This is a genomic window from Streptomyces violascens (assembly GCF_014649955.1).
GTDB lineage: Bacteria > Actinomycetota > Actinomycetes > Streptomycetales > Streptomycetaceae > Streptomyces > Streptomyces violascens.
This window is the reverse complement of the sequence record NZ_BMUA01000025.1, coordinates 21,054-38,706: the sequence shown is the minus strand read 5'-3', so window position 1 is coordinate 38,706 and position 17,653 is coordinate 21,054. Positions and strand designations below refer to the sequence as shown.

Sequence of the window (17,653 nt, the reverse complement as noted above, 5' to 3'; positions counted from 1 at the left end):
CCCTGGGCCCATGCTCGTCGCACGCTCAGTCCTTCTCTTCGTCCTGGCCGCCCTGTTCGAGATCGGCGGGGCCTGGCTCGTCTGGCAGGGCGTCAGGGAGCACAGGGGCTGGGTCTGGATCGGCGCCGGGGTCGTCGCGCTCGGCATCTACGGCTTCGTGGCGACGCTCCAGCCGGACGCCGAGTTCGGCCGGATCCTCGCCGCGTACGGCGGTGTCTTCGTCGCGGGCTCGATCGCCTGGGGCATGGTCGCGGACGGCTACCGGCCCGACCGCTGGGACGTCACCGGCGCCCTGATCTGCCTGGCCGGGATGGCCGTGATCATGTACGCCCCGCGCGGCCGCTGACCATCGCCCCGCCCGCACGCACCCTGCCCCGCCTATCCTGGCCGCGTATCGGTTTCGATCACCCCTTCGACCGCCGCCACACCTCGACCGCAGCGCCGGTCGCCACACGCGCGAGGAGCACGACATGACTGCCGCCGGGACCCCGATCGCCGTCGTCACCGGAGCGAGCAGCGGGATCGGTGCCGCCACCGCCCGCCAGTTGGCCGCCGCCGGCTACCGCGTGGTGGTCACCGCCCGCCGCAAGGACCGCATCGAGGCGCTGGCCGCCGAGATCAACGAGGCGGGCCACCAGGCGACGGCGTACGCGCTGGACGTGACGGACCGGGCCGCGGTGGACGAGTTCGCCACTGCCTTCCGCACCATCGGGGTGCTCGTCAACAACGCGGGCGGGGCGCTCGGCGCGGACCCGGTCGCCACCGGCAGCCCGGACGACTGGCGGCAGATGTACGAGACGAACGTCATCGGCTCGCTCAATGTCACCCAGGCCCTGCTGCCGGCGCTGGAGGCCTCGGGCGACGGCACGGTCGTCATCCTGTCCTCCACGGCCGGCCACGCCACCTACGAGGGAGGCGGCGGCTACGTGGCCGCGAAGAACGGCGCCCGGGTGCTCGCCGAGACGCTGCGCCTGGAGATCGTCGGCCGCCCGGTGCGGGTCATCGAGATCGCGCCCGGCATGGTGAAGACGGAGGAGTTCGCGACGACGCGCTTCCGCGGCGACACCGAGAAGGCCGCCAAGGTGTACGCGGGCGTGGCCGAGCCGCTCACCGCCGACGACGTCGCCGAGACCATCACCTGGGCGGTCACCCGGCCCAGCCACGTCAACATCGACCTGCTCGTGGTCCGGCCCCGCGCCCAGGCCTCCAACACCAAGGTCCACCGCGAGCTGTAGCCGGAACCGGGCCGGGCCCGCCCCATCGCGGGCCCAGGCCTACTGCAGCCTCGCCCGAAGCATGGGGGCCCGCGTGTGCCGCCGCTTCTCGCCCGCGTGGAACACCAGGATGATCATGCGGGCGCCCGGCGCCGCCATCGGCTGGGCGGCGCACATCGTGACCCAGCCGGGCCCCTGGGCCGCGTGGTTGAGGGGGCGTTCGTCGCCGTCGAGGTGGAGGTAGGAGCTGGCCCGGTTGTAGATCCCGGAGGCGAGCGGGTCCTCCAGGACCTCCTTCTCGATCTGCGCCAGCGTCTCGTCGGTGGGGTCGGCGGCCAGGGCGGCCCGCAACTGGGGCAGCACCAGCGGCGCCCAGGAGTGCTCCCAGTCGGTCAGGGTCTCGCGGGCGGCGGGGTCGAGCGCCATCCACCGCATGGTGTTCTGCGGCACCCGCCCGCCGGGGAACATCTCGGTCCAGCGCTGGTTGTGGGCGAGCAGGTTCCACGACCGGTCGTTGACGTACGCCATGTGTCCGATGCCGTCGACGGCCTCCTGCCACACGCCGGGGATCTCCTCTCCGGACTGCGAATGCAGCGGGAACGGGGGGTCCTGGCCCAGGCAGTACCGCCACAGGGCTATCCACTCCTGCTCGTTCATGCCGAGCAGGCGGGCCACGTCCTGGAGCAGGTCCGCGGGCGGGTTGGGGTAGCGGCCGGACTCCAGGCGGCCGTAGGTGTCGGGGGCGCGGTGCAGGATCTGGTCGATCTGGGCCTGGGACAGGCCGGGCGCCCGCCGGCCCTGCCGGGTGGGTCTGCTCAGCCCATGGCTCTCGGGCGTGATCAGCGCGCGGCGCTCGCGCAGCAGAGAGCGCAGAGCGGGCTTGTCCATCTGTGGTTCTCCCCCGGTAACGGGCGGCCGGCGACTTCGCCATTGGCCGCGCGGTTGGAACAGCCGCTCCCGACGTCCGGTCCCGACTCTGCCATCGGCTCCGGGCCGGTTGATCGGCATGCACCGGCTTCCCGGTGCGCTTCCCATGGTCGGCGTACGCTCCATTGTCTGCGTACGTCCCATTGTCGGAGCGGGTCGATTCCTCGGAGCGCACGGGGTGGCCGCGGGGCGCCGGGCGGCCGGTGCGGGCCGGCGGGGGCACGGCCCGCCGACAGCACAGCGGCTCCGGACGGAGACGGACGCATCGGCTGGGAGCACAGCGGTCACCGAGGGCGGGGCGAGGACGGCGTCGGCCATCACGGCCGGAACGCGGGCCGGGAGGTGATTGGCGAGGTGTGCCCTTTCGTGGACGGGTCGGGTACGGTCGGCCCCCTCCGGGCACAGCTTTGGCGCCCGCCCCCTTCGGGGTGGCCACCGAGGCACCCGCCAGGAGAGACCCCACAGGTACGCTGGCTGATGAGCCGTGCAGGGATCAAGCGGTAGCGGGGTGCGCACGTACGCCGGGCGCACACACGCAGCGTCGCAACGGGGGCAGACATGGGCGAACCGGACAGCCGGGCGGCCGACGCCGGAGCGTTGTCACCCGAGGCCGTCGACGTCTACGGCCGGATCACCCGCCATGAGCACATCGACCCGGAGCGGGACGCCCGGGCGCTCGCGGACCTCGCCGAGTGGGGCCTGGTCAGCACCGACCCGCGGCTGCCGCACCTGCCCATCGCGCTCGACCCCCAGGAGGCCGGCCGGCGCCGCCTGGACGACGAGCTGCGCCGGATGGCGGCCAAGGCCGAGCTCGCGGCCCGCATTCCCCAGATCACCGACGAGCTGAGCCTGCACTTCGAGCGCGCCAAGTGGCGCTCGGGCCGCGGCTCGGAGTTCCTCGGCGAGCCCGAGCTCGTCGACGCCCGTATCGAGCAGGCCGTCGGCCGGGCCCGCGCCGAGCTCCTCACCGCCCAGCCCTGCGGCCCGCGCACCGAGGACCGGCTCGCGGCCGTCGAGGAGCGGGACCGCGCGGCGCTTGCCCGCGGCGTCCACATCCGCGGCCTGTATCTCGACACCACCCGCGACGACGCGGTGACCCGCGCCTATGTGAGCGCGATGACGGGCCGCGGAGCCCAGTTCCGCACCCAGGTCACCCAGTTCCAGCGCTGCGTGGTCATCGACCGGCGCCAGGCGTTCATCTCCGACCACGTCGTCAACTCCGCGCCGGGCGATGCCTCCTGGCACGTACGGGACCGGGCCGTGGTGGCGTTCATCGCCGAGGTCTTCGAGGAGTGCTGGAGGCGCGCCGACCCGTGGAACGGCGACCCGCACAGCGGCGCGCCCCGCTCGGCCGGGTCCGGCGGTACGCGCACGACGCTGCTCCAGCGCGAGATCCTGCGCGACATGGCCCGCGGCATCGAGCAGCGGCTCACCGCGCAGCGCCTCGGTATCGGCCTGCGCAGCCTTTCCAAGGAGGTACAAACCTTGCGGGAGCTGTTCGGAGCGTCCACGCTTCAAGAACTCACCTATCAGTGGGCCCTGTCGGACGAGCGCCTCATCGACGACCGTCCACCGCACCACGGCCAGGCCACGGCCTGACACCGCGTCACCAGGTCAGGGCCCTTCCGGCCACGTGACCACGACTTCCCGCCCGCCGGGCCGGATCTTTTCCCACCCCGCTTTTCAGCGGATAAATCTTCAGCGGAAAACTACCGCCGCTTCCTGCATGCTGGTTGAGGACGATCAGTGGCACACCCCACAACAGGGGTGGCGCCGGATCGTCCTGACGTCCGCTGTCACGAGGACGTTGTCCGCGTACGCCAGAACCGGCAGTGCAGGGCATGGGCAGACGATGCCCTGCCGGGCGTCCCGCGGACACCGAGCGGCTTCTGCCACCGCCGCCCGGACAAAGCCGGACCCCTCCCCGGTACGTCCTCGTGATACGGGCAGTGCCCGGCAGGCCTTCGGCTCGCCGAAGGCACAGCCGCGCGCCCGTTCCGGCGCTTTCCCGGCATGCGGGCCGGGAAGAGGCGGCGGCCGGGGGCGAGAGCCCCCGGCCCGGCCGCGCTCCCCCGCGCGCCGGCCGGCCGCACCGCCAATCGGCGCCTCAGCCCTTGACGCACACCACCTGCTTCAGCTTCGCCACGACCTCCACCAGGTCGCGCTGCTGGTCCATGACCTTCTCGATCGGCTTGTAGGCGCCCGGGGCCTCGTCCACCACACCCGCGTCCTTGCGGCACTCCACGCCGCGCGTCTGCTCGGCCAGGTCCCGCGTCGAGAACGTCCGCTTCGCCGCGCTGCGGCTCATCTTGCGGCCCGCGCCGTGCGAGGCCGAGTTGAAGGACGCCGCGTTGCCGAGGCCCTTCACGATGTACGAACCCGTGCCCATCGAGCCCGGGATGATCCCGAAGTCGCCGGAGCCCGCACGGATCGCGCCCTTGCGGGTGACCAGCAGGTCCATGCCGTCGTACCGCTCCTCCGCCACATAGTTGTGGTGACAGGAAATGACCGCTTCGAAGGTCACCTTGGCCTTCTTGAACTCCTTGCGGACCACGTCCTGGAAGAGCGCCATCATGATCGCCCGGTTGTACTTCGCGTACTCCTGCGCCCAGAACAGGTCGCCCCGGTACGCCGCCATCTGCGGGGTGTCCGCGATGAAGACGGCCAGGTCACGATCGACCAGGCCCTGGTTGTGCGGCAGTTTCCGGGCCTCGCCGATGTGGAAGTCGGCGAGCTCCTTGCCGATGTTCCGGGACCCGGAGTGCAACATCAGCCAGACCGAACCCGACTCGTCCAGACAGAACTCGACGAAGTGGTTTCCGGATCCGAGCGTTCCCATCTGCTTCGCGGCCCGTTCCTCGCGGAACTTGACCGCCTCGGCGATCCCCCCGAACCGCTCCCAGAACCCGTCCCACCCCGACAGCGAGAAGCCGTGCAGCCGCCTCGGGTCCACCGGGTCGCCGTGCATGCCCCGGCCCACCGGGATGGCCTGCTCGATCTTCGAGCGGAGCCGGGAGAGATCGCCCGGAAGATCGTTGGCGGTCAGCGACGTCTTGACCGCGGACATGCCGCAGCCGATGTCGACGCCCACAGCGGCCGGGCACACCGCGCCTTGCATGGCGATGACCGAGCCGACCGTGGCGCCCTTGCCGTAGTGGACGTCCGGCATCACGGCGAGGCCCTTGATCCACGGCAGAGTGGCCGTATTGCGCAGCTGCTCCAGCGCGCCCGAGTCCACCGACGCCGGGTCCGTCCACATCCTGATGGGCACCCGTGCCCCGGGCATCTCCACGTACGACATAATTCCTCGATCCCCCGAGAGCAGAAAACGGCACCAAAGCGCCTGAAAGTGCACGAAAGGCAAAACTGGCGCCAACATCCACATCCAGGACAGTGGACCGGCGTTCACAGGTGCGCGTGCGATACACATTGTGTCCGGCCACCGCCCTCGGGCGGCAACCGCTTTTTCTTGCGTCGTCCTGCTGAAAGGAGCCTGGAAGCCGTGCAGCGAAAGGCGTACGTGCCCGGTCTCGCGCTGCTTGTGGCGCTCGTTTCGGGCTGCTCGGCGGCCTCGGGCGACGACGGCTCCACCAACGACTCCAAGGCGGGCGTGCCCAAGTCGGCCGCCGCGCAGCCCGGCAAGTACCGCACCCTCCCCGAGCCCTGCCGGGCCGTGAGCAAGAGTGTGCTGAAAGAGATGCTGCCGGGCGCGGCCGCCCTCGCGGAGGCCGACGCCACCAAGGAGTACGCGGGCACCGCCGACCTGACCTACGACACCGACCGCCGGGTCGGCTGCCGCTGGAAGGACGAGACGGCCGACGGTGTGCGAAGGCTCACGGTCGACTTCGAGCGGGTCGTCTCCTACGACCCCGCGGTGAGCGACGACGACCAGACCAAGGAGCTGTACGGGAAGAAGGAGACGGCGGCGAACCTGCCCGCCCCCAAGAGCTCCGCACCCGCTCCGACCTCGTCCGCTGCCCCGACCCCGTCCGGCTCGCCGGCCTCCGGCGCCCCCGGCACCCCGTCCGTCCCGGTGGCCCCGCCGAGCGGTTCCCCGGTCTCCCCGAGCCCCTCGGGGAGCAGTGACGCGGACGGTCTCCAGCCCCGCCGGCTGAGCGGGCTCGGTGACGCCGCCTTCGTGAACGACGTATTGTCCCCGTCCGGCTCCGACAGCGGTTCGGGGGCCGGACAACGTACCGTCACTGTGGTCTTCCGTACGTCCAATGTGATCGTGACCATCGAGTACACCGCCCAGGCCGCGGCATCCGCCGTGGTCCCCGACAGCAAGGAGCTGCAGGAGCAGGCCCAGGCCCTGGCCGGCAGGCTCGTCGAGCAGTTCAGCGAATAGCGCGCCAGCGCGAAGAACGAAGAGCGAAGGAATCATGCACCGATCAGCCCCGGCCACCCCCGGAAAGGCCCACGCCCCGGCCCCGCGCATCCGGCTCGCCCGTGTCCTCGCCTGTGCCGCCGTCCCTGTGATGCTCGTCGCAGTGGGCTGCTCCTCCGACTCGGGCGGCGACAAGAAGTCGGACTCGGCGTCCTCGTCGGCCTCCGGCGGCAAGCAGGCCTCCTCGTCGCCCTCGCTCGCCCCGGCGAAGTTCAAGAAGCTCCCCGAGGCGTGCCAGTCGATCGGCGCGGGGTCGATCGACAAGTACGTCCCCAAGGCGAAGACGAAGGCGGGCGAGGTCGGCAAGACCTCCGACCCGCAGTCCCGGGCGAGCTGCACCTGGAACGGCCTCGACGACAAGGGCGTCCAGGGCTCGCTCTACCGCTGGCTCGACGTCGACTTCAAGCGGTACGACTCCGCGCAGGGCCTCGGCACCGGCGACGCGCTCGCCCAGAAGCAGTTCGAGCGGGCCGTCTCGGCCGCCCAGTCGACGGCGGACGCGAAGAACGTGAAGACCTCACCGGTCTCCGGCCTCGGCGACCAGGCGACCGCGATCACCTTCGACCTGAAGAAGACCGACGCGGACTTCAAGTACGGCGTCGTCGTGGTCCGCACCGCCAACGTCGTGGTCGCCGTCGACTACAACGGCACCGGCTACCAGGGCGCCGACGCCCCCCAGACCAACGAGGTCCAGGAGGGCGCCACCGTCACCGCCAAGGAGGCGGTCACCGCGGTGGCCACCGCGAACAACAAGTAGCGCTCGCGCAACCGTACGGAGTCCGCCCCTCCCCTGTGGGGCGGACTCCGTACGCATGTGCCAGGCTGTGCCCGCCAGTTGCTTGACAAGGGGAGGGGGCGCGGGTGGCCGCGACTCAGCTGACACGCACGCACCGCATTCTGATCGGGTTGGTGGTCGCGGGTGCCGTGGTGATCGCCGGGATCGGTTTCGCGGGTTCGTACGCGGCGGTCCGCGAGCTCGCGCTCAAGAAGGGCTTCGGCAACTTCTCCTACGTCTTCCCGATAGGAGTCGACGCGGGCATCTGTGTGCTGCTCGCCCTCGACCTGCTCCTGACCTGGATGCGCATCCCGTTCCCGCTGCTTCGCCAGACCGCCTGGCTGCTGACGGCCGCCACCATCGCCTTCAACGGCGCCGCCGCCTGGCCGGACCCGCTGGGCGTGGGCATGCACGCGGTCATCCCGGTCCTGTTCGTCGTCGCCGTCGAAGCGGCCCGGCACGCGGTCGGCCGGATCGCCGACATCACCGCCGACAAGCACATGGAAGGCGTCCGCCTCACCCGCTGGCTGCTCTCCCCCGTCCCCACCTTCCTGCTGTGGCGCCGCATGAAGCTGTGGGAGCTGCGCTCCTACGAGCAGGTCATCAAGCTCGAACAGGACCGCCTCATCTACCGCGCCCGCCTCCAGTCCGTCTACGGCCGCGCCTGGCGCCGCAAGGCCCCCGTCGAATCCCTCATGCCGCTGCGCCTGGCGAAGTTCGGCGTCCCGCTCGCCGAGACCGCCCCGGCCGGCCTCGCCGCGGCCGGCATGGAGCCGGTGCTCCTGCCGCCCGCGCCGGTGATCGTGCAGCCCGAACTGCCCCCGGCCCACGCCCACTCCGCCCCCGAGGAAGCCCCGCGCCAGGCCCCGGCCCCGCAGCCCGAGCAGGAGCAGGCGTACGCCGAGCCGGAGCAGCCCACCACGCACGAGAGCCCCTGGTTCGCGGCCCAGCACATATCGCCCGAGGAATACGCGGGCACGTACGACCCGGCCTTCGGGCAAGCGCAGGCGGAAGCGGAAGCGGCCGTGCAGGCGGAAGCCGGGCTCCAGCCCGAGCAGGAGCCCGTGATGGTCCCGGCGGGCCCCGGCCGCGAACGCCGCCTCGGTGTACCCGGCCCCCGCGCGGCCGACCCGCAGCCCGCGCCGGAAGCCGAGGAACCCTCCATGGAGGACGCGGAGTTCGCCCAGGCTGCGTACAGCGCGTTCCGCCAGTTCGCGCGACAGCACAACGACTATCCGAGCATCGAGGTCGTCGAAATTCACCTCTCTGATGTCTACGGAGTGACCCACCCCCGCAGCACCGCCCTGCTGCGCGGCCTGATCCCCGGTTTCAAGCAGCGCTACGACGCCGAGCTCGCCGAGGACCACATCGCCTGACGGCGCGTCACGCCGCGTTCTGCCGGGCCTTCTTGGCCATCTCGCCCCAGACGGCCAGGGCGGCACCGACGACAGCCAGGGCGAGGTAGCCGACGGCCGGGATGTCGACGAGCTTGTGCAGGAAGCCCCAGGGTCCGTCGCCGAACTGCGCGCCGGCGAATCCGAGTGCGCCCTGGATGCCGATGACCCAGCCGATGGCCCCGGCGACCTGCTTGGTGATGTACGCGTTCATGACTCCATGGTCCCCGGGTGTCGCGCCCGGCGGCTCCTGCCCGGGATGGAATCCGCTGTACATCGAAAGATGGAACGAGGGCCGCCACCCGGGATCGGGTGACGGCCCTCGGCCATGCGATACGTCAGGCGGCGAGCAGCTTGCGCACCCGGTCCGCGCCGACTGCGAGGAGCAGGGTGGGCAGCCGCGGCCCCGTCTCACGGCTCACCAGGAGCTTGTAGAGCAGCGCGAAGAACGAGCGCTGGGCGACCTTCAGCTCGGGCGTCGGCTTGGCGTCGGGGGCCAGGCCCGCCATCACCTTCGGCACGCCGTAGACGAGCGTGGTGAGCCCGTCCAGCGACCAGTGCGAGTCCAGGCCCTCGACCAGGAGCCGCAGCGACTCGCGGCCCTCGTCGTCGAGCGAGCCGAGCAGCTCGGTGTCCGGCTCCTCGCGGACCAGGGTGCGCTGGTCGGCCGGCACCTGGGTGGTGATCCAGTTCTCGGCGCGGTCCAGGCGCGGGCGGACCTCGTCGAGCGAGGTGACCGGGTTCGCCGGGTCCAGCTCGCTGAGGATGCGCAGGGTCTGGTCCTCGTGGCCCGCCGTGATGTCCACCACCGAGGCCAGCGTGCGGTACGGCAGCGGACGCGCGGTGCGCGGCAGCTCACCGGCGGCCGTGCGGGCGGCCCGGGCGTACGCGGCGGCGTCGGCGGGCAGCACCGAGCCGTCGGCGACCTTCGCCTCCAGCTTGTCCCACTCGTCGTACAGGCGCTGGATCTCCTGGTCGAAGGCGATCTTGAACGACTGGTTCGGCCTGCGGCGCGCGTACAGCCAGCGGAGCAGCTGCGGCTCCATGATCTGCAGCGCGTCGGCCGGGGTCGGGACGCCGCCCTTCGAGGAGGACATCTTGGCCATGCCGCTGATGCCGACGAAGGCGTACATCGGGCCGATCGGCTGGACGCCGTCGAAGATCGACACGATCTGGCCGCCGACCTGGAACGACGAGCCGGGCGAGGAGTGGTCCACGCCCGAGGGCTCGAAGATCACGCCCTCGTACGCCCAGCGCATCGGCCAGTCGACCTTCCAGACCAGCTTGCCGCGGTTGAACTCGCTGAGGCGGACGGTCTCCGAGAACGCGCACGCGGAGCAGGTGTAGGTCAGCTCCGTGGTGTCGTCGTCGTAGGCCGTCACGACCGTGAGGTCCTTGCCGCAGCCGCCGCAGTACGGCTTGTACGGGAAGTAGCCCGTCGAGCCCGTGCCGTCGTCCTCGGCCGCCGCGCCGGAGCCCTCGGCGGCCTCCAGCTCGGCCTCGTCGAGAGGCTTCTGCGACTTCTTGCCCGGGGCCTTCTTGGTCCGGTACTGCTCCAGGATCGCGTCGATGTCGCCGCGGTGCTTCATCGCGTGCAGCACCTGGTCGCGGTAGACACCGCTCGTGTACTGCTCGGTCTGGCTGATGCCGTCGTACTCGACACCCAGCTCCGCGAGGGCCGCGGTCATGGCGGCCTTGAAGTGCTCGGCCCAGTTCGGGTACGCGGAGCCGACCGGCGCCGGGACCGAGGTCAGCGGGCGGCCGATGTGCTCGTTCCACGACTCGTCCACCCCGGGGATGCCCTGCGGCACCTTGCGGTAGCGGTCGTAGTCGTCCCAGGAGATGAGGTGGCGGACCTCGTACCCGCGGCGGCGGATCTCGTCCGCGACCAGGTGCGGGGTCATGACCTCGCGCAGGTTGCCCAGGTGGATGGGGCCGGAGGGCGAAAGGCCGGACGCGACGACGACCGGTTTGCCAGGCGCACGTCGCTCCGACTCGGCGATGACATCGTCCGCGAAACGGGAGACCCAGTCGGTCTCGGTGCTGCTCTGAGCCACGGTCGGCACGTCCTTCTTTCTCGTATGCCTTGGAGAGGCTGGCAAGCCCATTCTCCCAGACGGAACGAGCTCCTTGGGGGTTGCCCGTATCTCGGGAGAAAGGGAAGGGGGCCGCGTGGGAGAATCAGGGGGCAATCGTCCTCACTCCCGACAGGAACGGCACCTCATGGCCTCGGTCCATTCCCTCGCTTCCACTGTCCAGCAGCGCCTGGCGGACGCCCTCTCGGCTGCCCTGCCGGAGGCCGGCTCCACCGACCCGCTGCTGCGACGAAGCGACCGGGCCGACTTCCAGGCCAACGGCATCCTAGCGCTCGCGAAGAAGCTCAAGGGCAACCCGCGCGAGCTCGCGACCAAGGTCGTCGACCAGGTCCAGGGCGACGCGATCAAGGAGATCGAGGTCTCCGGACCCGGCTTCCTCAACATCACGCTCGCCGACAGGGCGATCATCGAGACGCTCGCGGCCCGCGCGGCCGACGACCGGCTCGGCGTGCCGCTGAAGGAGAACCCGGGCGTCACGGTCATCGACTACGCCCAGCCCAACGTGGCCAAGGAGATGCACGTCGGCCACCTGCGCTCGGCGGTCATCGGCGACGCGCTGCGCGGCATGCTCGACTTCACCGGCGAGAAGACGATCGGCCGCCACCACATCGGCGACTGGGGCACCCAGTTCGGCATGCTCATCCAGTACCTGATCGAGAACCCCGGCGAGCTGGCCCCGGCCGACGACGTCGACGGCGAGCAGGCCATGTCGAACCTGAACCGGGTGTACAAGGCCTCGCGCGCCGTCTTCGACTCCGACGAGGAGTTCAAGGAGCGCGCCCGCAAGCGGGTCGTCGCCCTCCAGTCCGGCGACAAGGAGACCCTGGAGCTGTGGCAGCAGTTCGTGGACGAGTCGAAGGTCTACTTCTACTCGGTCTTCGAGAAGCTGGACATGGAGATCCGGGACGACGAGATCGTCGGCGAGTCGGCGTACAACGACCTGATGCCGGAGACGGCCCGGCTCCTTGAGGAGTCCGGTGTCGCGGTGCGCTCCGAGGGCGCGCTCGTGGTCTTCTTCGACGAGATCCGGGGCAAGGACGACCAGCCGGTCCCGCTGATCGTGCAGAAGGCGGACGGCGGCTTCGGCTACGCGGCGTCCGACCTCTCGGCGATCCGGAACCGGGTCACCGACCTGAACGCGACCTCGCTGATCTACGTCGTGGACGTACGCCAGTCGCTGCACTTCAAGATGGTCTTCGAGGCGGCCCGCCGGGCGGGCTGGCTGAGCGACGATGTCACGGCGCACAACATGGGCTACGGCACGGTGCTCGGCGCCGACGGCAAGCCGTTCAAGACCCGTGAGGGCGAGACGGTCAAGCTGGAGGACCTCCTGGACGAGGCCGCCGAGCGCGCCACCGCGGTCGTCCGCGAGAAGGCCGAGAAGGTGGGCCTGACCGAGGAGGAGATCGTCGAGAACGGGCGGTACGTCGGCATCGGCGCCGTGAAGTACGCGGACCTGTCGACGTCGGCGAACCGGGACTACAAGTTCGACCTGGACCAGATGGTGTCGCTGAACGGCGACACGTCCGTGTACCTCCAGTACGCGTACGCCCGGATCAGGTCGATCCTGCGCAAGGCCGGCGAGACCAGGCCGGGGGCCCACCCGGAGCTCGAACTCGCCCCGGCGGAGCGGGCGCTGGGCCTGCACCTGGACGCGTTCGGCGACCTGCTCTACGAGGCGTCGGCCGATTACGCGCCGCACAAGCTGGCCGCGTACCTGTACCAGCTGGCGTCGCTGTACACCACGTTCTACGACCAGTGCCCGGTCCTCAAGGCCGACAGCGAGGCCCAGGTCGAGAACCGCCTCTTCCTGTGCGACCTGACCGCCCGGACGCTGCACCAGGGCATGGCCCTGCTCGGCATCCGGACGCCCGAGCGCCTCTAGTACCGCCAACTCCCGTGTGGGGCTGCCCGGTTGACCGGTTCACCCGGTTTCCAGGTGGTCCCACACGTTGGTGTCCAGGCGGTACTCGTACGCCGGGCGGCCCTTGATCGCGCTGGTGCGGAACGGCTTCCCCTTGTCGTAGACGGGGATCTTGCCGGAGCGGTCACCGCTGCTCCAGCTGACCTCCAGGTACCAGCTGACGTCGTTCGCCTGGGTGTGCACATCCAGGTCGAAGACCTCGGGGTCGGTCGTGGACACCTTGAACGGGAAGTCCTTGGCCGGCACGACCGCGTCGGCCTGCTGACCGGCGACCGGCTTGCTGACCGGCTGGGCCGCGTCCAGGTTCACGTCGAAGGACTGCGGCACGATTCCGCTGCCGCAGCCCGAACCCATCGAGTACGCCGTCCAGTTCAGCGGGGCCTGCCGCGCCACCACCCGCACGTTGATCCCGGTGATCACCACGGGTTCCGGGCTCTTGCCGGTCACGGTCAGCTCCAGTTTCAGCGCCTCGCCGTCGACCCCGTTGAGCGCCCGCGCCCATGAGCGCCGGTCCTGGAGGTTCGTCGGGGGCGGCGGCACCGATCCGGGCTTCTGGTCGAGCAGATAGAACTTGCCGCACGGCTCCTCCCAGTCGTACGAGCTGATGCCGACACTGACCGGAACACCCGCCTCCGGAGCGTGCTTCGGCTGGCCCTTCGGGACCGGGCTGCCCGACGAGGCGGACGGGGAGGATGAGCCGGACGGGCTCGGGCGCGCGCTGGGCGAACCGTTCGGCGGGCGAGCGGACGGGCTCTTGAGGGTGGGGCCGCTCTCCTTGGCGTCGGCGACCGTGGAGCTCTTGTCGTCGTCGTGCCCGGACAGGCTCGCGACGGCGACGGCGGGCACGGCGAGCGCGACGACGGCCGCCCCGACGAGCCCGAGCCTCACCTTCCTGCTGCTGAGCCTCCCGCTGCCGAATCGGCTCGTACGTTTCGGGGCGTGAGGGGTGGCGGGGCCGACGTCGGGGAGCTCGACGGCGTCGGAGTCCCCCTCGGATTCCAGCGCGGGCTCGGGCCGGGTTTCCTGAACCGGAGCGGACTCGACGGCCGGCTCGGGCGCCTGAACCGGAGCGGGCTCGACGGCCACCGGCGCGGGTTCGGCCGCAACCGGCCCTGCGTTCGCCCCTCGCGCGCGCCGCCGCGCCTCGTCCGCGAGGATCCAGCGCCGGTGCAGTTCGACGGACTCCTCGGGGGTCGCCCCGCACAGCCGGGCGAGCCGCTCGACGGGTGCGTACTCGTTCGGGACCGCGTCTCCGTTGCAGTACCGGTGGAGCGTGGACGTACTCATGTGGAGCTTGCCCGCGAGCACTCCGTAGCTGCGCCCCGAGCGGTCCTTCAACTCCCGTAGCAGCGCCGCGAACTGCTCGGACTCGGTCGTCGCCATGCCCCGGTCCCCTCCCCATCCATCCCAGGAACGCATTCCAGGGACAGGTCGTTTCCCCAGGTCAAAGGGTGTTCCAGCGTTCCAGCTTCCCCCATTGTCCCTTGGCCGTTGCGGGGCCGTCGGACCGGCCCGCAAGGTAGCTGCAGCAAGCAGCCGAACAGCTCGTTCCGGGAGCAGTCCATGCGATTCCGCATCCGGCTCAACGTCGCGGATTCGATGGCCGTGGTCGTTCTGGCCGCATCCATCGCGACCCTCATCACGCTGATCCACCACTACCGCGCCTGACGCCACCACGGCGTCCGGGACACCTACTTACCGACACACGGGGAGCGCCACCATCATGCGTACCACCTTCCGCATCACCGCCGCCGCGACCACCACGTTGATCGCCGCCCTCGCCCTGACCGCCTGCGGCAGCGACAGCGGTTCCGACGCGGCGCTGTCCGGCGACAAGCCCTCGGCCTCCTCCCCGGGGACCGCCGCCCCCGCTCCGACGGCGGGTGACGCGGCGGGCAGCAAGGGTTCGGACTCGGGCAAGGGGGCGGGTACGGGCTCGGGCAAGCACACCGGCGCCCCGGCCAAGTCGACCGGCAAGTCCACGAAGAAGCCCTCCGGGGGCGGCGGTGACGCCGACGCGCCCTGCACCGGCGCCAACGTGAAGCTGACCGCGACCGAGTTGAACCGCCCGGTCAACCACATCCTGCTGACCGTCACCAACACCGGCAAGACGATGTGCAACGCCTACGACGCCCCCGCCGTCTCCTTCTCCAACGCCCAGCAGTCCCCGATCGCGGTCGACAAGGACACCATCCCCCAGGCCGTGGTGTCACTGGCTCCGGGCGCCTCCGCGTACGCGATGGTCCGCACCCTGGGCGAGGACGACGGCAGCGAGTCGTACAACACGGGCCAGGTCGTCGTGTACTTCCGGGGCAAGGTCGGCATGGAGTCCACGGGCCCCTCCGCGTACGCCAGGCTCTCCAAGAGCGTCGCGGTCGTGGACAGCCAGGCCATGGCCACGTACTGGCAGTCGGACCTGTCCTCGATCGAGGCGTGGTAGCCGGTCGGCGGAGTCCGCCGCGGCAACCCGTGTTGCCGATTCCGGGATACGAGAGTGGACTGCCCCCATGGACAGACCACCGCCTCCCGCCGGACCCTCGCCCCATCAAGCGGTGCTCGACGACGTGGGCCCCCGGCTCAAGCGGCTGCGCGCGCAGCGCGGCCTGACCCTGGCCGTGCTCGCCGAGACGACCGGGATCTCGAAGAGCACCCTGTCCCGCCTCGAATCAGGACAGCGCCGCCCGAGCCTGGAACTCCTGCTTCCGCTGGCGAGCGCGTACGGAGTGCCCCTGGACGATCTGGTCGGGGCACCCGAAGTGGGCGACCCCCGGGTCCGGTTGACCCCGCGACCCATGCCGAACGGCGGCACGTTCGTCCCGCTGACCCGCAGCCCCGGCCCCCTTCAGGCGTACAAGATGCTGATCCCGCACCGGGGCACCGAGCCGGACCTGCGCTCGCACGAGGGCTATGAGTGGCTGTACGTCCTGGACGGCCGGCTGAGGCTCGTCCTCGGAGCGCACGACCTGGTTCTCGGCCCGGGCGAGGTCGCCGAGTGGGACACGAAGGTGCCCCACTGGTTCAGCAGCGCGGACAGCCGCCCGGTGGAGGTGCTGAGCCTCTTCGGACGACAGGGCGAGCGGATGCACGTGAGGGCGAAGCCGAAGGGGTAACGGGCATGTACATCAAGGGAATTCAGCCCATCCCGACCCTTATCGTCCCCTGTCGGCCCTTACAGGAGTTCAGCCCTTAAGGGCGCGCCCGAGCCGCCCGAGCCCCTCCCGGATTTCGTCGGGGGCGGAGGTGACGAAGCACAAGCGAAGCGCGGCAGCGTCCGGCACACCGGCGAAGAAGGGCGCGCCGGGAACGTAGGCGACGTCGTGCTCGACCACCTTCGGAAGCAGGGCGGTTGCGTCACTCCCCTCCGGCAGCCGGGCCCACAGGAACATGCCGCCCTCGGGCCGGTTCCACGTCGAGCCCTCGGGCAGTGCGTCGGGGAGGCCCGCGAGCATGGCGTCGCGGCGCTCGCCGTAGGCGGCGCGGACCTTGGCGACGTGGGCGTCCAGGTCGCGGTCGGCGAGGTAGCGGGCGGCGGCGAGCTGGTTGACGGTCGGAGTGTGCAGGTCGGAAGCCTGCTTGGCGATCACACAGGCCCGCAGCAGCGCGCGCGGCGCCCGCACCCAGCCGAGACGAAGACCCGGCGCCATGATCTTGGAGTAGCTGCTGAGCAGCACGGTGCGGTCGGCGGCGTCCTCGTAGGAGGAGATCCAGGGCACGTGCTCGCCCTCGTAGCGCAGCTCGCCGTACGGGTCGTCCTCGACGATCCACAGCCCGTGCCGCACGGCCACGTCGGCCACGGCGCGGCGGCGCTCGGCGGTCATGGTGCGGCCGGTGGGGTTCTGGAAGGTGGGCACGCAGTAGAAGAGCTTGGGCCGCTCGCGGGCGACGAGTGCGTCGAGGGCGACGGGGTCGGGCCCGTCGTCGTCGCAGGGCACGGCGACGACGCGGGCCCCGGCGAAGCCGAAGACCTGCAACGCGGCGAGGTAGCAGGGGTCTTCGACGAGGACGACGTCGCCGGGTTCGATCAGCGCGGCCGCGAGGAGGGTGAGGCCCTGCTGGGAGCCGGTGGTTATCAGGAGGTCGTCGGCGCCGGTGGCGAGCCCCCGCTTGGCGAGCCGCGCGGCGGTGGCGGCTCGCAGCGCCGGGCTGCCCTCGGTGGTCGAGTACTGCAGAGCCGTCGCCGCCTCCCCCTCCATCACGGCACGGAAGGCGGCGGCCATGCCCTCGCCGTCGAACAGCTCGGGCGCGGGGAGCCCGCCCGCGAACGAGATCACCTCGGGCCGGGCGGTCAGCGCGAGGATCTCCCGCACGGGCGAGGACCCGACGGACACGGCACGCGCGGCGAGCGCGGGCACGGCGGCGGCCGATGAGGTGGCGGGCATGGGGCGACTCCTGTCAGTTGCTCGGACGTCCAACTAACCCCGCACCTTACGCAGACCCCACCCTTCCCCAGCGCCCCATTCCATGATCCGAAACCCGGACCTGCGCTGGGCCTTCGCAGCAGAACTCGCACCACACAGCCTTCCCGGGGTCCCGCTCCCCCACGCCCCACTTGTCGGCGACGGCCCCCACGAGCAGCAGCCCGCGTCCGCCGCAGTCCGGGCTGTCGGCGACCCGGGGCACCCCGCCCCCGCTGTCGTGCACCTCGACCCGCAGCACGGCCCCCTCGCAGAGCCGGAGCCGCAGAAGAAACCCCCGCCCCGGCGGAACCCCGTGCAGCAACGCGTTGGTGGTGAGCTCGCTGACGCAGAGCAGGATGTCGTCGATGCGGTGGAAGAAACCCCAGTCGGCGACGGCTCCGGCGGCGAAGTTCCGGGCGGCGGGGACGGATTGACGGCGGCGGGGGTAGAAGCGCTGCCGCATTTCGTTGTCGTTCATGGAGGGAGGGTTTCGGAGTACGCCCTGCCTGCCGCAGTAGCCCGACCCGTACACAAATTCT

Annotated in this window: 16 protein-coding genes; 9 read left to right on the top strand and 7 right to left on the bottom strand. The window is 71.0% G+C overall.

The genetic code is table 11. The features are described 5' to 3' along the window. Window positions 1–10 precede the first annotated feature (10 nt). Window positions 11–346: a YnfA family protein gene (locus IE206_RS33110; protein WP_189968752.1), complete on the top strand. Its 336-nt coding sequence runs from the start codon at window positions 11–13 to the stop codon at window positions 344–346. Window positions 347–470: 124 nt separating this feature from the next. After that, window positions 471–1,235 carry an SDR family NAD(P)-dependent oxidoreductase gene (locus tag IE206_RS33105; RefSeq protein WP_189968750.1) on the top strand — a complete coding sequence of 255 codons (765 nt, stop codon included), beginning with the start codon at window positions 471–473 and terminating at the stop codon, window positions 1,233–1,235. Window positions 1,236–1,274: 39 nt separating this feature from the next. Here the strand turns inward: IE206_RS33105 and IE206_RS33100 are convergent, their stop codons facing one another. Then, window positions 1,275–2,102, bottom strand: coding sequence for an MmyB family transcriptional regulator (locus IE206_RS33100; protein WP_189968748.1), 828 nt, complete (start codon window positions 2,100–2,102; stop codon window positions 1,275–1,277). 597 nt (window positions 2,103–2,699) lie between these two features. Between IE206_RS33100 and IE206_RS33095 the strand changes: the two genes are divergently transcribed. Continuing rightward, window positions 2,700–3,740, top strand: coding sequence for a phospholipase D-like domain-containing protein (locus tag IE206_RS33095; protein ID WP_189968746.1), 1,041 nt, complete (start codon window positions 2,700–2,702; stop codon window positions 3,738–3,740). A gap of 508 nt (window positions 3,741–4,248) precedes the next feature. Here the strand turns inward: IE206_RS33095 and IE206_RS33090 are convergent. Then, a complete protein-coding gene (locus IE206_RS33090; RefSeq protein ID WP_189968744.1) occupies window positions 4,249–5,442 on the bottom strand; it encodes an RtcB family protein in 1,194 nt (397 codons plus the stop codon). A 201-nt stretch (window positions 5,443–5,643) separates the two neighbouring features. Here IE206_RS33090 and IE206_RS33085 point away from each other — a divergent pair, with 201 nt between their 5' ends. The 3 genes from IE206_RS33085 (at window position 5,644) to IE206_RS33075 (ending at window position 8,679) form a co-directional block, all read left to right on the top strand. Beyond that, window positions 5,644–6,489 (top strand): DUF3558 domain-containing protein, encoded by an 846-nt coding sequence (locus IE206_RS33085; protein WP_189968742.1) that lies wholly within the window; start codon window positions 5,644–5,646, stop codon window positions 6,487–6,489. Between the two features lie 34 nt (window positions 6,490–6,523). Next, window positions 6,524–7,285, top strand: coding sequence for a DUF3558 domain-containing protein (locus IE206_RS33080; RefSeq protein WP_189968740.1), 762 nt, complete (start codon window positions 6,524–6,526; stop codon window positions 7,283–7,285). A 104-nt stretch (window positions 7,286–7,389) separates the two neighbouring features. After that, window positions 7,390–8,679, top strand: coding sequence for a DUF2637 domain-containing protein (locus IE206_RS33075; RefSeq protein WP_189968738.1), 1,290 nt, complete (start codon window positions 7,390–7,392; stop codon window positions 8,677–8,679). Between the two features lie 7 nt (window positions 8,680–8,686). Here the strand turns inward: IE206_RS33075 and IE206_RS33070 are convergent, their stop codons facing one another. Both IE206_RS33070 and lysS read right to left on the bottom strand, forming a co-directional pair. Then, window positions 8,687–8,911: a hypothetical protein gene (locus IE206_RS33070; RefSeq protein ID WP_189968737.1), complete on the bottom strand. Its 225-nt coding sequence runs from the start codon at window positions 8,909–8,911 to the stop codon at window positions 8,687–8,689. 124 nt (window positions 8,912–9,035) lie between these two features. Then, window positions 9,036–10,763, bottom strand: coding sequence for a lysine--tRNA ligase (gene lysS, locus IE206_RS33065; protein WP_189968735.1), 1,728 nt, complete (start codon window positions 10,761–10,763; stop codon window positions 9,036–9,038). Between the two features lie 157 nt (window positions 10,764–10,920). On the opposite strand from lysS, the gene argS reads away from it, so the two are divergent. Next, window positions 10,921–12,678, top strand: coding sequence for an arginine--tRNA ligase (gene argS / locus IE206_RS33060; protein WP_189968733.1), 1,758 nt, complete (start codon window positions 10,921–10,923; stop codon window positions 12,676–12,678). A 39-nt stretch (window positions 12,679–12,717) separates the two neighbouring features. On the opposite strand, the gene IE206_RS33055 is transcribed toward argS, so the two are convergent. After that, window positions 12,718–14,100, bottom strand: a complete 1,383-nt coding sequence (locus tag IE206_RS33055) for a helix-turn-helix domain-containing protein (RefSeq protein ID WP_189968731.1) — start codon at window positions 14,098–14,100, stop codon at window positions 12,718–12,720. A gap of 340 nt (window positions 14,101–14,440) precedes the next feature. On the opposite strand from IE206_RS33055, the gene IE206_RS33050 reads away from it, so the two are divergent. Both IE206_RS33050 and IE206_RS33045 read left to right on the top strand, forming a co-directional pair. Next, window positions 14,441–15,157: a DUF4232 domain-containing protein gene (locus IE206_RS33050; protein WP_189968729.1), complete on the top strand. Its 717-nt coding sequence runs from the start codon at window positions 14,441–14,443 to the stop codon at window positions 15,155–15,157. A 67-nt stretch (window positions 15,158–15,224) separates the two neighbouring features. Next, the gene (locus IE206_RS33045) at window positions 15,225–15,827 is read left to right on the top strand and encodes a helix-turn-helix domain-containing protein (protein WP_189968727.1); all 603 of its coding nucleotides are present in this window, start codon (window positions 15,225–15,227) and stop codon (window positions 15,825–15,827) included. Between the two features lie 69 nt (window positions 15,828–15,896). Here IE206_RS33045 and IE206_RS33040 read toward each other — a convergent pair whose 3' ends face one another. Together IE206_RS33040 and IE206_RS33035 are read right to left on the bottom strand one after the other, a co-directional pair. Further along, window positions 15,897–17,096 carry an aminotransferase-like domain-containing protein gene (locus IE206_RS33040; protein WP_189968725.1) on the bottom strand — a complete coding sequence of 400 codons (1,200 nt, stop codon included), beginning with the start codon at window positions 17,094–17,096 and terminating at the stop codon, window positions 15,897–15,899. A 46-nt stretch (window positions 17,097–17,142) separates the two neighbouring features. Continuing rightward, entirely contained in the window at window positions 17,143–17,592 is a 450-nt protein-coding gene (locus IE206_RS33035) for an ATP-binding protein (RefSeq protein WP_189968723.1), read from the bottom strand. Between the last annotated feature and the right edge of the window lie 61 nt (window positions 17,593–17,653).

Excerpts from the sequence above, each read along its gene's own strand:
- IE206_RS33050 (WP_189968729.1), top strand. The coding sequence starts at position 14,441 with ATGCGTACCACCTTCCGCATCACCGCCGCCGCGACCACCACGTTGATC.
- IE206_RS33110 (WP_189968752.1), top strand. The coding sequence starts at position 11 with ATGCTCGTCGCACGCTCAGTCCTTCTCTTCGTCCTGGCCGCCCTGTTC.
- IE206_RS33105 (WP_189968750.1), top strand. The coding sequence starts at position 471 with ATGACTGCCGCCGGGACCCCGATCGCCGTCGTCACCGGAGCGAGCAGC.
- IE206_RS33055 (WP_189968731.1), bottom strand. The coding sequence starts at position 14,100 with ATGGCGACGACCGAGTCCGAGCAGTTCGCGGCGCTGCTACGGGAGTTG.
- IE206_RS33070 (WP_189968737.1), bottom strand. The coding sequence starts at position 8,911 with ATGAACGCGTACATCACCAAGCAGGTCGCCGGGGCCATCGGCTGGGTC.
- IE206_RS33090 (WP_189968744.1), bottom strand. The coding sequence starts at position 5,442 with ATGTCGTACGTGGAGATGCCCGGGGCACGGGTGCCCATCAGGATGTGG.
- IE206_RS33045 (WP_189968727.1), top strand. The coding sequence starts at position 15,225 with ATGGACAGACCACCGCCTCCCGCCGGACCCTCGCCCCATCAAGCGGTG.
- IE206_RS33035 (WP_189968723.1), bottom strand. The coding sequence starts at position 17,592 with ATGAACGACAACGAAATGCGGCAGCGCTTCTACCCCCGCCGCCGTCAA.
- IE206_RS33095 (WP_189968746.1), top strand. The coding sequence starts at position 2,700 with ATGGGCGAACCGGACAGCCGGGCGGCCGACGCCGGAGCGTTGTCACCC.
- argS (WP_189968733.1), top strand. The coding sequence starts at position 10,921 with ATGGCCTCGGTCCATTCCCTCGCTTCCACTGTCCAGCAGCGCCTGGCG.
- IE206_RS33040 (WP_189968725.1), bottom strand. The coding sequence starts at position 17,096 with ATGCCCGCCACCTCATCGGCCGCCGCCGTGCCCGCGCTCGCCGCGCGT.
- IE206_RS33100 (WP_189968748.1), bottom strand. The coding sequence starts at position 2,102 with ATGGACAAGCCCGCTCTGCGCTCTCTGCTGCGCGAGCGCCGCGCGCTG.
- IE206_RS33080 (WP_189968740.1), top strand. The coding sequence starts at position 6,524 with ATGCACCGATCAGCCCCGGCCACCCCCGGAAAGGCCCACGCCCCGGCC.